General features: G+C 67.5%; 12 protein-coding genes. 7 read left to right on the plus strand and 5 right to left on the minus strand.

What is annotated here, in order from left to right:
* Positions 1-28: 28 nt before the first annotated feature.
* The 5 genes from ACFSXZ_RS31085 to ACFSXZ_RS31105 all read left to right on the plus strand — a co-directional run bounded on the left by ACFSXZ_RS31085 (position 29) and on the right by ACFSXZ_RS31105 (position 5,980).
* Positions 29-544 carry a hypothetical protein gene (locus ACFSXZ_RS31085; RefSeq protein ID WP_378269014.1) on the plus strand — a complete coding sequence of 172 codons (516 nt, stop codon included), beginning with the start codon at positions 29-31 and terminating at the stop codon, positions 542-544.
* Positions 541-876 (plus strand): winged helix-turn-helix domain-containing protein, encoded by a 336-nt coding sequence (locus ACFSXZ_RS31090; RefSeq protein ID WP_378269015.1) that lies wholly within the window; start codon positions 541-543, stop codon positions 874-876. The genes ACFSXZ_RS31085 and ACFSXZ_RS31090 overlap by 4 nt, the downstream gene beginning before the upstream one ends.
* Complete coding sequence (locus ACFSXZ_RS31095) at positions 869-2,005, plus strand: amidohydrolase family protein (protein ID WP_378269017.1); 1,137 nt, start codon at positions 869-871, stop codon at positions 2,003-2,005. Before ACFSXZ_RS31090 ends, ACFSXZ_RS31095 begins: the two co-directional genes overlap by 8 nt.
* Positions 2,006-2,370: 365 nt before the next feature.
* Positions 2,371-3,420, plus strand: a complete 1,050-nt coding sequence (locus ACFSXZ_RS31100; protein ID WP_378269018.1) for a methyltransferase domain-containing protein — start codon at positions 2,371-2,373, stop codon at positions 3,418-3,420.
* Positions 3,421-3,655: 235 nt separating this feature from the next.
* A complete protein-coding gene (locus ACFSXZ_RS31105; RefSeq protein WP_378269019.1) occupies positions 3,656-5,980 on the plus strand; it encodes a hypothetical protein in 2,325 nt (774 codons plus the stop codon).
* A gap of 115 nt (positions 5,981-6,095) precedes the next feature.
* On the opposite strand, the gene ACFSXZ_RS31110 is transcribed toward ACFSXZ_RS31105, so the two are convergent.
* Positions 6,096-6,284 (minus strand): hypothetical protein, encoded by a 189-nt coding sequence (locus tag ACFSXZ_RS31110; RefSeq protein ID WP_378269021.1) that lies wholly within the window; start codon positions 6,282-6,284, stop codon positions 6,096-6,098.
* Positions 6,285-6,406: 122 nt separating this feature from the next.
* Between ACFSXZ_RS31110 and ACFSXZ_RS31115 the strand changes: the two genes are divergently transcribed.
* Complete coding sequence (locus tag ACFSXZ_RS31115; RefSeq protein ID WP_378269022.1) at positions 6,407-7,762, plus strand: HNH endonuclease; 1,356 nt, start codon at positions 6,407-6,409, stop codon at positions 7,760-7,762.
* A gap of 415 nt (positions 7,763-8,177) precedes the next feature.
* The gene (locus ACFSXZ_RS31120; protein ID WP_378269023.1) at positions 8,178-8,810 is read left to right on the plus strand and encodes a tyrosine-protein phosphatase; all 633 of its coding nucleotides are present in this window, start codon (positions 8,178-8,180) and stop codon (positions 8,808-8,810) included.
* A 34-nt stretch (positions 8,811-8,844) separates the two neighbouring features.
* Here ACFSXZ_RS31120 and ACFSXZ_RS31125 read toward each other — a convergent pair whose 3' ends face one another.
* The 4 genes from ACFSXZ_RS31125 to ACFSXZ_RS31140 all read right to left on the minus strand — a co-directional run bounded on the left by ACFSXZ_RS31125 (position 8,845) and on the right by ACFSXZ_RS31140 (position 12,182).
* Complete coding sequence (locus tag ACFSXZ_RS31125) at positions 8,845-9,666, minus strand: alpha/beta fold hydrolase (RefSeq protein WP_378269024.1); 822 nt, start codon at positions 9,664-9,666, stop codon at positions 8,845-8,847.
* Positions 9,667-9,889: 223 nt separating this feature from the next.
* Positions 9,890-10,417 (minus strand): IPT/TIG domain-containing protein, encoded by a 528-nt coding sequence (locus ACFSXZ_RS31130; RefSeq protein WP_378269025.1) that lies wholly within the window; start codon positions 10,415-10,417, stop codon positions 9,890-9,892.
* 589 nt (positions 10,418-11,006) lie between these two features.
* Positions 11,007-11,387, minus strand: coding sequence for an IPT/TIG domain-containing protein (locus ACFSXZ_RS31135; protein WP_378269026.1), 381 nt, complete (start codon positions 11,385-11,387; stop codon positions 11,007-11,009).
* A 141-nt stretch (positions 11,388-11,528) separates the two neighbouring features.
* Positions 11,529-12,182: a TetR family transcriptional regulator gene (locus ACFSXZ_RS31140; protein WP_378269027.1), complete on the minus strand. Its 654-nt coding sequence runs from the start codon at positions 12,180-12,182 to the stop codon at positions 11,529-11,531.
* Positions 12,183-12,338 lie beyond the last annotated feature (156 nt).

Consider the following 12,338-nt stretch of genomic DNA (forward strand, 5'->3'; position numbering starts at 1 on the left):
CGTCGAGAAAGCACCTGGGAGGGCACCGATGAACTCGCAACCGTCACCCGAAGAAGCCGCCGAAGCGCTGCGCACCGTGAGCCAAGGCCGCGAGCGGGCCTTGACCTCGGGGCAGCGCGAGGCGCGCTGGTTGGACGTGGTCGCGGGCGTGATCCTGTTCCTGTATTCCGCGTCCGTGGACTTCTTCCCCCAGAGCGCACCCTGGCGCGACATCGGCCTGGCCGTACTGGTCGTCGGTTACGTCGCGCTGCTGCGCACCCGGCGCGGCTCCGCGCTCCTGGGGCAGCACGCCCGGTTGTCCCGCCGGGACGTCTGGCCGCGGTTCGCCGTGGGCGTGTGGCTCGTCGGGGGCCTGCTCGTGGCCGGTTCGATGGTGGCCGTCTTCGTGCTCGGGCGGACGGGCACGAGCATCCACGTGCCCTACCTGAGCACGGCGCTCGGCGCGGTCATGGCCATCGTGCTGATCGCGTTCGGGCCGCAGCTGCGTGCGGGCATGAACCGGCTGGCCCGGCGGCGCAGTGGCACCGGAGACGTCCGGCCATGACCGGTCCCGGACTGTCCACGCTGCTCCTGGATCCCACCCGGCTGGCGATCGTGTCGCTGCTCGCGGCCACCGAATGGGCCGAGTTCGGCTGGGTGCGGGACTCGGTGGAGCTGTCGGATTCGGCGTTGTCCAAGCAGGTCACCACGTTGAGCAAGCCCGGTTATCTCGAGGTCAAGAAGGGCTATGTGGGCAAGCGGCCGCGAACCTGGCTCAACCTGAGCGAAACCGGCCACGACGCGCTGCGGGCCCACGTCGCGGCCCTCCAGGAGATCGTCGAGAAGTCGCACCAGACCAGCGAAGCCCACCGCGCCAAGGGAAAAACGGATGCGTGAGATCGAAGCCGGGGTCGGACAGATCTCCCTCGTCGACCATCACGTCCACGGCGCGCTTCGCGAGGACGTCGGCCGCGAAACCCTGGAAAGTTCCCTCACCGAGTCCGACCGTCCGATCCCGGGGTGGATGACCCAGTTCGACTCACCACTCGGGTTCGCCGTCCGGCGGTGGTGCGCACCCGTGCTCGGACTGGAGCGTCACGCCTCCGCCGAAAACTACGTCGCGCGGAGGGCGGAACTGGGAGCCCGCGAGGTCAACCGGCGGCTGCTTTCCGCCGCCGGTGTCGGCCATTACCTGCTGGACACCGGATATCGCGGTGACGCGATCCTGGATCTCGCCGGGATGACCGAAGCCGCCTCCGCGCCGGTCGGGGAAATCGTGCGCCTGGAAACGGTCGCCGAAGACCTGGCCGTCTCCGGTGTGACGGCACGGGACTTCGTGCGGCGCTATCCGGAGGTGCTCGCCGAGCGGACGGCCACCAGCGCCGGGCTCAAGAGCATCGTCGCCTACCGGCACGGGTTCGGCTTCGACCCGTGCCGGCCGGACGGCCCCGAGACCGAGGCGGCCGCCGGGGAATGGCTGCGCGCCGTCGAAACCACCGGCACCGCCCGTGTCGAAGACCCGGTGCTGTTGCGTTTCCTGCTGTGGTCCGGCCTCGATCGCGGCCTTCCGCTGCAACTGCACACCGGCTACGGCGACCCGGATCTGGCACTGGACCGTTGCGACCCGCTGCTGCTCACTCCCTGGCTCAAGCTGGCCGAACCGTCCAAAGTGGACGTCATGCTGCTGCACTGCTACCCCTACCACCGGCAGGCCGGCTACCTGGCACAGGTCTTCCCGCACGTGTACTTCGACGTGGGGCTCGCGGTGAACCACACCGGCGTGAGTTCGGCCGCCGTCCTCGCCGAATCGCTGGAACTGGCGCCGTTCGCCAAGATCCTGTTCTCCACCGACGCCTGGGGCCCGGCCGAACTGCACTACCTCGGCGCGCTCCTGTGGCGCCGTGGCATGAGCCGCGTTCTCGGCACCTGGGCCGCCGACGGGGACGTCTCCCCCGCCGACGCCCTCCGAGTCGCGCGCATGATCGGCGCGGGCAACGCGCGCCGCGTCTACCGGCTGCCAGGGTGAGGCGCCTGCCGCCGCGGGCACCGGCGGCAGGCGCCTTTCTTGGGCCACAGCAGAAACCCAAGCATCCGAACCGGGTCGAGCCCGCACAAACCGACCAGGCCTGACAGCGCTCACACGTATCGGCGCGCCAACCGGTTCATCCCTTTCCGTACCAGGCGGGTGAACGCGGGACCGCTTACCCTCACGGGCCCACATCCGGCTGCGGGCCACACCGGTGAAACACCTCGTCCGAGACTCCACGCCCCGGAAAACGGCCGCGACGCCGATTCCCATCCGCGGCAAGATTTCCGCAGGAATCCTTCGCCGTGCGAAGAGACGGTAAAGTTCGCGGCCGGCGCGCGACGGAAAAGTACGAGGAGCGACGGGTGAGCGGTAACGGCGAGTCCGGGCAGGGACTGGAAAAGCTGCAGGCCGCGCTGGCCGCACGGTCGATGGTGAAAAGCTGGGCCGAGGGCCTGGAACTCATCGAACTGGTCCAAGCCGCCCATCGCGGAGGCTGGTTCGAACGGCTCCTCGGCGGGCCCGCGACCGCCGCGCAGTTGGCGGACATCGCCGGTGTCCCGGCCGAGCAGGCCTCGGACGTCCTGGCGGTGCTCGCTTCGGCCGGCGTGCTGGAGTCGGTGGAGTCCGAGGAATCCGCTTTCCGGCTGAGCGCGCCCTTCGAAGCGCTCGCCGCCGGACCTTCCGGTGTCGACCTGCCCACCGTGCTCGACGCCGTGAAACTGGCACGAGCCGAGATGGCGCAGGCCCTCCAGAGCGACCGGCGGAATGGTCTGGACGGCCAGCGGGCCCTGCGGCTCGCGCGTGACTGGGGACTGCGGCCCGCGTCCGGGGCACGACAGCTCTTCGGCCTGATCTACCAGGCGATTCCCGAGTTCCGTGAGCGGCTCGAACGCGGTGGCCCGCTGCTCGACGTGGGCAGCGGGGTCGGTGGGGCGTTGCTGACCACGCTGACCCTCTACGAGGAACTCCGTGCCGTCGGCGTCGAGGTCGCCGGAGAAGTCGCCGCCGAACTCGGCCACCGCGCCAAGGAGGCCGGTGTCATGGACCGCGTGGACATCCGGACCGCCGATGCCCGCGACCTGCGCGACGAGTCGGTCTTCACCGCCTCCTACTGGGCCCAAGCCTTCTTCGTCGAAGAAGCCCGCGCCGCCACCCTGGCCGCGATCTTCCGCGCGTTGCGCCCGGACGGCCTGCTCGTGCTGCAGGAACTGTTCCCGCCGCAGGGTGGACAGGACAAGCCCACGACCCGCACGCTGCTCGATCGCCTGTCCTTCCGGCAGCGGCGGGCCGCTTTCGCGGTATCCGCCGAAGACCTCGCCGCCGAAGGCCGGGCTGCCGGATTCCAGGACGCCCGGATCGTCGAAAGCGCCGCCGGGGGAAGGCTCGTCGTCCTGCGCAAACCCGCGAATTGACGGCCGTTCCGTAGTCCGCGGCGACCCGAACCGGCCCCCGTAGCGTTATCCGGGTGTCACGCGATGGTCTTCTCCGATCCTCCGTAAAGGGTTACTCTGCCGTTCGTCACCAATCCGACGGCAGCCACGGCGGAAACGGGTGTCAAAAGCAGTCCGGCTGCGGACCGTTCCGCCTGCTTTCAGTCGGATTGGTAACGGCACCTCGGTCATCGGTGTTCTCACTTCAGGGGCGGGCATGGACGTGAAACCGGGAAGACGAGTCATGGGGCTCGCCGTCGCCGCGGCGCTGGCCGCCACGGGGGCGGCCGCGGCACCGGCGGCGGGCGCCACGGCGGCGGGCGGCTGCCGACTGGGCAACGGGGTCAAGCACGTGGTCAACCTCGTGTTCGACAACGTGCACTTCTTCCGCGACAACCCGGCCGTGCCCTCGGATCTGGAGCGGATGCCGCACCTGCTCGGCTTCCTGAAGGCCAACGGCACCGTCCTGTCCAATGTGCACACTCCGCTGATCGCGCACACGGCCGACGACAGCCTGAGCATCTACACCGGGCTCTACGGCGACCGCCACGGTCAGCCGGTGTCCAACTCTTACCGCACCTACAACCCCGACGGCACCACCGACCCGGCGGGCTCGTTCGCCTACTGGACGGATCCGGTCTACGACACCGCCCCTGCCCCGACCACCGGCCACGACACGGCGCCCACGATGGTCTATTCCGACGGGAAACCGGGTGATACCGGACGGCAGACGCCCGCGCCGTGGGTGCCCTTCACCCGCGCCGGGTGCTCGGTCGGCGACTTCTCCACCGCCAACATGGTGCTGGAGAACACCAAACTGGATCTGCCTTCGGTGTTCGGCGCGGGCTCACCGGAAGTCGCGCAGTACAACGCCGATCCGTCGAACTTCAAGGACGCCGAAACCGCCGACTACACCGGTGTCGCCGTGCACTGCGCCAAGGGCGACGACACCTGTTCCGCGGCGCGGGCGGTGAAGTTCGGCCAGACCACGCCGTCTCCCAGCGCGGTGGCCGACGCGCTGCCGACCGAGCCCGGCGGCTACACCGGTTACCAGGCCTTGTTCGGCGCGAGGTACGTCATGCCCGGCCTCGGTGCGGGAACGCCGTCGCTGAGCCGGAACGGTTACCCGGTGACCGACGCCGCGGGCACCCTCACCGACCTCGACGGCAACGCGATGACCAACAGTTCCACCGGGAAGCCCGGTTTCCCCGGCTTCAACCCGACCGCCTCGCAGTCCCTGGCCTACCTCGCCGACATGCAGGAAAGCGGCATTCCGGTCACCTACGGCTATATCTCCGATCTGCACGAGCGCAAGCCGGGCACCTCCGGTTGCACCACGGCGAGCGCCACCGGGACCGGCTACGCGATCGGACCGGGTGACAGCTGCTACGCCGACAACGCGAAGGCCTACGACGCGGCCTTCGCGAAGTTCTTCGACCGCCTCGCCAAGGACGGCATCACGCCGAAGAACACGTTGTTCGTGATCAGCGCAGAGGAGAACGACCAGTTCGCCGGGGCGAACGCCGGACGCGCGATGCAGCCCTCCCCCAGCGGTTGCGACGGGGTGAGCGTGCCCTGCCACTACGCCGCCGGTCAGGTCGGCGAACTCGCCACGAACATCAACGGTCTCCTGTCCGGCACCGCGAGCAGCGGCACCAAGTTCGACATCGAACCGCAGGGTGCGGCGATCTACGCGCACGGCATGCCCAAGCCCGACGACCCGGCGGTGCGGCAACTCCAGCGTGACACCGCGGCGATGACCGCCGACGACCCCTACACCGGCGTGAACGGCGAGAAGGTCGTGAACTACCAGGCCGGTGCGGTGGAACAACGCGTCCTGCATCTGGACGCCGCCGACCCGCTGCGCACCCCGACCTACACGGTCTTCCCGAAGCCGGACTTCTACTTCGCCACCTCCGGCCCGAACGTCAGCGTGCAGGGCCGCTACGCGTGGAACCACGGTTACTACAGCCCGAACATCGACATCACCTGGGCGGCCGTCGCCGGTCCCGGAGTCGCCGCGAGGGGCATCGACGGGCCTGATCCGGCTGGGGGCAACGAATCCCACGACCCGAACTCCACGCACACCGTGCCGCAGGCGAGCACCGTGGGCACCTGGGTCGAGGAAACCGATCTGCGGCCCACCCTGCTCTACCTCACCCACCTGAAGGACGACTATGTCTCCGACGGGCGCGTGATCAGCCAGATCCTCACCTCGCGTCCTCCCGCCCTGGCCGCGACCGAACGGCTCGCGGCGCTTTACCAGCAGCTCAATTCCAGCGTCGGAGCGTTCGCCACCGACACCCTGATCGCCGACACGGCCGCGCTCGCCGGCGGTTCGGCGGGTCACGACGAGGCGTTCCAACGGGAACAGTGGCTGCTCACCCGGTTGGCCGACGAACGGGACCAGCTGGCACGCGAAATGAAGGCACGCCTCGCCGAGGCGGCCGACGGACGAGCGCCCACGTTCGGCTCCCTGCGGTCGGCCCAGGCACGAGCGGAGGTGCTGCTCGACCGCGCACACCGCCTGACGGTGCGGTGATCTCGCGGGGCCATGCTGCCGCCGCACTGGTAGCGGAACGGAACCCCTTACGTGTACGGAGATGAACTACCCTGACGCGTCGTCGCGCGTCTTCTGTTGTTTCGACGATCCCGCTCTACGCGCCAAGATCGACCTCACGGTGACCGCCCTGCACCGCCACGGGGCATGTCGACGTGCCGCTGGCCGTGTACGCCCAACGTTCGCGAAGCAGCGTAGGTGACCCGGCTTCGGCTTCGGCTTCGGCTTCGGCTTCGGCTTCGGCTTCGGCTTCGGCTTCGGCTTCGGCTGACGGAAGCCCGTTCACTTGACCGTTTTCAAGCCCGGCCGCGCGGCGTCCGCGTGGTCACTACGGGCCGTTTTCACACTTTCCGGTGGTCTGGGTCTTTACCTAGCCAGCTGCGTTCATTCGTTCGATAAAATAGACGTATGAGCGCGCCCGACCTTCCCACGCTTCCCGGCTTCCCGGACCTGCCGGAGTTCCCGGACATCCCGGCCGGCCGGGAGGGCATGCTGGGTGAGCTGCGAACGGCGCAGGCGGTGGTGAATTGGGCGCAGGCACGGTATTTCGAGGTCCTGGCGCGCTTCACCCGTACCGCGGAAGAACCCGCGACCGTTCCGCAGGAACTGGCGCTCGCGCTCGCGATCGGGAGAAACACGGCGGAAAACCAGGTCGACCTTGCCCGGGCGTTGACCACCCGGCTGCCCCGCACGCTGGAGGCGATGCGGCGCGGCGAACTGGATGGTTTCAAGGCCTCGAAAATCCACGAACCCACCGCGACCCTCACCGACGAACAGGCCCGCGAAGTCGACACCATCATGGCCACCCGCTTGGCGGGCAAGGATCCCGGCGGTCTGCGCCGGTCCACCAACCTCGCCGTGATCAAGGTCGACCCCGACGGCTACGCCCAACGGTGCCGCGCCCGCCGCGCCCAACGGCGGGTCGAACTCATCCCCATGGACGAAGGCATGGTCCGGCTGTGCGGGGATCTCCCCGCCGAGGACGGCGCCGCCGCTTGTCGCCGTATCGACACCGAAGCCCGCCGCCGACGCCGCAAGGACAAAACCAAAACCTTGGAGCAGCACCGAGCCGAGGTGTACTCCGACCTGCTCCTCACCGACAACCACGGTGTCCGGGTAGGCCCCCGCGCCGAGGTGTTTGTCTATCTCGACTTCCACACCTGGCTCGGTCTCAATGACGAGCCCGGCAACCTGGCGGGTCACGGGGTGATTCCGGCGTGGCTGGCACGCAGGATCGCCTACGGCGACAACGCGACCGTCCGGCGAGTGATCACCGACCCCGAGACCGGGCAGGTGGTGTCGGTAGGGCGCAACGCCTACCGGCCACCGAAAGACCTCGCCCGGCTGATCCAGATCCGCGACCGCGAATGCCGCTTCCCCCAATGCCACCGACCCGCCCAAGCCAGCGACCTCGACCACAGCGAACAATGGATCGCCGACCACGGTGAAACAGCGGATGAAAACCTCATCGCCCTCTGCCGGAGACACCATCGACTCAAAGACCAGCCAGGATGGCGATTCCACCTCGACAAAACCACCGGCCGCCTCACCGTGACCACCCCCACCGGAAACCACCACACCACCGAACCCGAACCACTCCACCCACCCCGTCCACTCGAACCGGAAGAGGATCCCTCCCCAGGAGACGCGTCCACAATGGACAGTAGAGCCGGTGGTGAACCCAACGCCGATAACCCTGATACCGGCGACGGACCACCGCAGCCGAGCCCTCCTCCCGACCCCGATGAACCACCGCCATTCTGATATGGGGTGGGTGACTGTTCGTCAAGGGGCAGGATGATGTCCCCGGCCTCATCCAGACGCAACAGCCGCGCATTTGTCGTGATCCGATCACCGCCGGGTCGCTGGAGCTTTGACGGCGCCACGACAACCGAGCCCGAAACGCCTCGCCGGTTTGGCCATCGATTACCTGCGCACCACCGAACGAGCGTGCGCATCCAACCCAACACTCGTACGCTCACCAAACACCGGGGCCTCCTCGCACTTGTCGGCACTACCGGCGAGAAGGACCCCGGCCGGCAACCGACGCCAACGTGTCAGCAAGGCACCCGGCGATCTGCCCGGGAAAACAGTCTCTCGACCGGTGCGGCACACGACTGGTGGATCATTCAGCGCGGCAACTCGACCCGCGATCCGCAGTCGGCGAACGACGTTCCTCGTGGCCTTGGAGTTGCTGATGATATTGAATTGGGAAGGCTGCCTCAACGGCCGTGACGTCGGCGGGTTGCCCTCGTCCGACGGTCGGCGAATCCGCTTCGGCGCGCTTCTCAGATCGGACAGCCACAGCCGGTTGACCGCCGAGGGGACAGCGGCGGTTCGTGCCGTGGGGCTCAGTCGCATCCTGGACCTCCGTTGGGCGCACGAAACCGCGCAGGAGCCCAGCCCCTTCACAGACGATCCCGTGTACCGCGACGCGCCGTTGATTGCCGAACTGGCGGAACAAGGCACCACCATGCCGGACGCCTACCGGACCATGCTCGACGACAACCAACGTCAGATCACTGACGTCTTCATTCTGCTGAGTGACGCGCCGCCGGGCCCCCTCGCGGTGCATTGCGGCGCCGGTCGAGACCGGACAGGGGTGCTCGTGGCGCTCGCGTTGAGCATTGCCGGTGTGCCACCCGCGTCGATCGCCCTGGATTACGCGCTCACGGAGGGCTGCAGCGGCGACACCATCCTGCGGACCTTGGCCCACCTGGACAACCGCCATGGTGGCGTGCGGGCCTACCTGCTGAAGGGTGGAGCGAGCCACGCCCAGCTCGGGCAGGTAAGGGACCGCCTCCTTTCCTAAGACACCTCGCAGTTCACACCTCGCCGGCCGTCTCTCAGCCTTTGATGAAGGTGACGAGTTCGTGGTTGAAGCGAGTTTCGTGCTCGCCGACCAGGCCGTGGGGGGCGCCTTCGTGGATCTTGAGGGTCGCGTTGGGCAGGATTTCGACCGACTTGAGGGCGGAGGCCGCGATCGGCACGATCTGGTCGTCGTCACCGTGCACGATCAGAACCGGGATCTCGATCTTCTTCAAATCCTCGGTGAAATCGGTCTCGGAGAACGCCTTGACACACTCCAGAGCGGCGTTGAGTCCGACAGTCATGCTCCACAGCCAGAACTCCCGCCGTTTGCCTTCGGAAACACGGGCGCCTTTACGGTTGAAGCCGTAGAAGGGTTCGCTGAGGTCGTAGTAGTACTGCGAACGGTCGTGTGCCAGGCCGGAACGAATGTCATCGAAGACATCGATGGGCGTGCCCTCGGGGTTGGCGTCGGTCTTGAGCATGAGCGGCGGAACCGCACCGAGCAGAACAGCCCCGCCGACCCGGGAGGCGCCGTGTCGGCCGAGGTAGCGGACGACCTCGCCCCCACCGGTCGAGTGGCCGACCAGGACCGCGTCCCGCACGTCGAGTTGGTCGAGCAGCTCCGCGAGATCGTCGGCGTAGGTGTCCATTTCGTTGCCCTGCCACGTCTGGGTGGAGCGGCCGTGGCCGCGCCGGTCGGAGGTGATCGCCCGGTATCCCTGCGACGCGACCAGGTTCGCCTGGGTGTCCCAGGCGTCCGCGGTCAGCGGCCAGCCATGGGAGAAGACGATGGGACGCCCGGTGCCCCAGTCCTTGTAGAACTTCCGCGAGCCGTCTTTGAGCGTGATGAAAGGCATGAATTCTCCTGCTGTGACGCGCCCGGAAATCCGTCGGACGAAGTCGAGACCGGAAAGGGCAGGACATGGCTTCGATAACCGGAACCAGGCTCGGTCTATGAAATGAACAGCTGAAACAAGCAACCGAGCGCACCGTGGGTACGCCGTGGGTTTTCACTCGCCAGTGTCGCAGAGAATCCCGGTCCGTGCAGCCGGCCACGCGATGGTGACGCGTGGCCGGAAATCAGCTTCCCGGCGACGCCACGTAGGTGTAGCCGACGCCCGCACTGGTCCCGCCCGGCGTTGTCGTTCCCGTTCCGGGAGGCGCGGTCGCGATGATCTGCGTGCTCGACACCACCGTGAACGTCGCGGACGACGGACCGAAACGCACCGACGTCGCGGCGCTGAGGTTCGTTCCGGTGAGCGTCACGCTGTTGCCGCCCGACGACGGACCGCTGGTCACCGACAGGCTCGTCAGCGTGGGCGGGGGAAAGTAGATATAGGATAACGAATTGCTCGTGCCCGAGACCGTCGTCACATTGACCGACACCGTCCCGGAACCGGGAGGAGCGATCACGTTGAGCCGAGTGGACGGCACCTCGGCGAACGTGGCCGTGGAAGATCCGAAATGGACCGACAGCACCGCGCTCAAGCCGGTGCCCGCGATCACCACATCGTTGCCACCGGACGTGGGACCGCTGGACGGGGTGAGCGAACTGATGGCCGGGGTGGCGAGAGGGACCACTGCCGCTGTCGTCGGGCTCACGGGCATGGCGCCCACGCCGGTGAGCCGGCCGTGTGCTCGGTGGCGGGGCCGCGGGGGCGCGGGGAAATCGGCAGGGTCACGCCCCCGCGGCTTTCATCCGCCGGTGGTCTCCGGCTGATCGAGAAAGGCGAGGACGGCATGGTCTCCAGTCCTCGCGGACCCCCTTCCTCGGTTCAGCCGCCCGGCGGTGCCTTGGCGGAATTCGTCCCGGACACACCACCGAAATTTAGTCATCTTCGAATCGGAAGTAATCGGCCGTCCAGGTGTGCCGAGGGGGCCGTTAGGGTGTTTTCCCGCGACGAATCCCCCGACAGATGCGCCAACAACACCACGATCGTGGACATCGCTCGAAAAATCCTTGCCCCACAAGAGTTCTCTCCGCCGTCCCGGAGGACGATGGAGAGAACAGGATCGCTCTTCTCGGCGGTTACAGGCCGGTGCACTGTCCGTTTCGGAAACCGCCGACGACGTTGGGTTTGCCGTCGTTGACCGGCGGCGGGATATTGCCGTTCCAAACCCCGGAAGGTGTTGCCAGGACAGGGTGGGTTGCCGTCGTCGCCCGCATCGCTGATCACGATGACCCCGTGCGTGCCGTTCACCGTGGCGCCGCCGGTTGACCTCCCCAGGACGTTGCCCGTCGTCGTGTCGGTGAAGGTGACCGTCCCGCCTGCGGGGTTACCCGTTGGCACAGGTGACGGTCGCGGTCACCCGCGGGCGCCTTCACCGACACGGAGGTTGACGTCGGAGTCCCCTGGATCGCGCCGGTCCGCAGGCCGAACCTCACCTTGCTGGCATTGAGCAGGTTGGTCCCGATGATGGTCACCGTGTTGCCGCCCGCGGCCGTGCCGGAGTTCGGCGAAACGCTGATCCCGGTGGCGTAGGTGTAGCTCCCGAGCGTGCCCTTGATGATCACCGAGTTACCGCCGACGGTCGTGCCGGAACTCGGGTTGACACTGGCGATGGTAGGTATGGCCATGACGGAGTTGTCCCTTCGAACCGGTGAATGCCATCGGATTCATGACCCTGCCCTGGTGATCGTTTCGATCACCAGGGCGGATCGATCCGGTCCGAAAGAGCGCGCCCTTTTCAGGTCACGCCATTCACGGTATCGCCGGCCTCACGAACCGCAATCGGCCGTTGGAGTGTCGATTTCGCTGGCCAGACCGCCAATCAGCAGGTCGACGATCCGGCGGGCGAGGCGGTCCAGTTCACCGGCCGGCTGGCCTTCGACCGGACGGAACCACATGTCGACGGCGTTGAGATTGCTGAGCAGCGTCCGCGCGGCCAGTTTCTCGTCGACCGCGCGAAGGGAGCCGTCCTTGATTCCTTCCACGACAACGCCGCGGAACATTCGCTCGTAGTCACGCCGGAGATCGTTCAGGGCCAGCAGCGCGTCCCGCTGACGGGGTTTGAGTGCGGTCGAAGCCTCGCCGCGCACCGCCTGGTGAACGACGTGGTGGTAGGCGAGGTCCTCCATCAGGTTGACCAGGTGCCCGACCGACATGGCCGCCAACCGGTCCCGGCCGGTTTCGTGGCCCTGTGCCAGTGGTTCGACCCGCTCCCGGACGCGGCGCATGCCCTCCTCGTAGACGGCGAGGAAGATGTCGAACTTCGAGCGGAAGTGGTAGTAGACCAGGCCCTTGGTCGCGCCCACCTCGCGGGCGATGTCGTCGATCGTGGCGTTGGCGAACCCGCTGAGCATGAACGCCTCCGCCGCGGCGTCGAGAATCCTGCGCCGCACGTCGGCCACCACTTCGGGGCTCGCGCTCACTGGCTCCTCCTCCTCGCTGTCTTTCACCACCGCCGAGTGTGCCCCGGAGTGGGTCTCCGGTGTTCCGACGTGGGTTTTTTCCTGTCCTGGTCATCCGCGGCCGATGTGACGATTGACACCACAGGACCGCCACTCTACCGTGATACTCCGTAGTAT

The organism is Amycolatopsis pigmentata, from assembly GCF_042684065.1.
Classification (GTDB): domain Bacteria; phylum Actinomycetota; class Actinomycetes; order Mycobacteriales; family Pseudonocardiaceae; genus Amycolatopsis_E; species Amycolatopsis_E pigmentata.

Bases quoted from the DNA above. Each gene is read 5' to 3' on its own strand.
- ACFSXZ_RS31085 (WP_378269014.1), top strand. From the start codon at position 29: ATGAACTCGCAACCGTCACCCGAAGAAGCCGCCGAAGCGCTGCGCACC.
- ACFSXZ_RS31090 (WP_378269015.1), top strand. From the start codon at position 541: ATGACCGGTCCCGGACTGTCCACGCTGCTCCTGGATCCCACCCGGCTG.
- ACFSXZ_RS31095 (WP_378269017.1), top strand. From the start codon at position 869: ATGCGTGAGATCGAAGCCGGGGTCGGACAGATCTCCCTCGTCGACCAT.
- ACFSXZ_RS31105 (WP_378269019.1), top strand. From the start codon at position 3,656: ATGGACGTGAAACCGGGAAGACGAGTCATGGGGCTCGCCGTCGCCGCG.
- ACFSXZ_RS31115 (WP_378269022.1), top strand. From the start codon at position 6,407: ATGAGCGCGCCCGACCTTCCCACGCTTCCCGGCTTCCCGGACCTGCCG.
- ACFSXZ_RS31125 (WP_378269024.1), bottom strand. From the start codon at position 9,666: ATGCCTTTCATCACGCTCAAAGACGGCTCGCGGAAGTTCTACAAGGAC.
- ACFSXZ_RS31130 (WP_378269025.1), bottom strand. From the start codon at position 10,417: ATGCCCGTGAGCCCGACGACAGCGGCAGTGGTCCCTCTCGCCACCCCG.
- ACFSXZ_RS31135 (WP_378269026.1), bottom strand. From the start codon at position 11,387: ATGGCCATACCTACCATCGCCAGTGTCAACCCGAGTTCCGGCACGACC.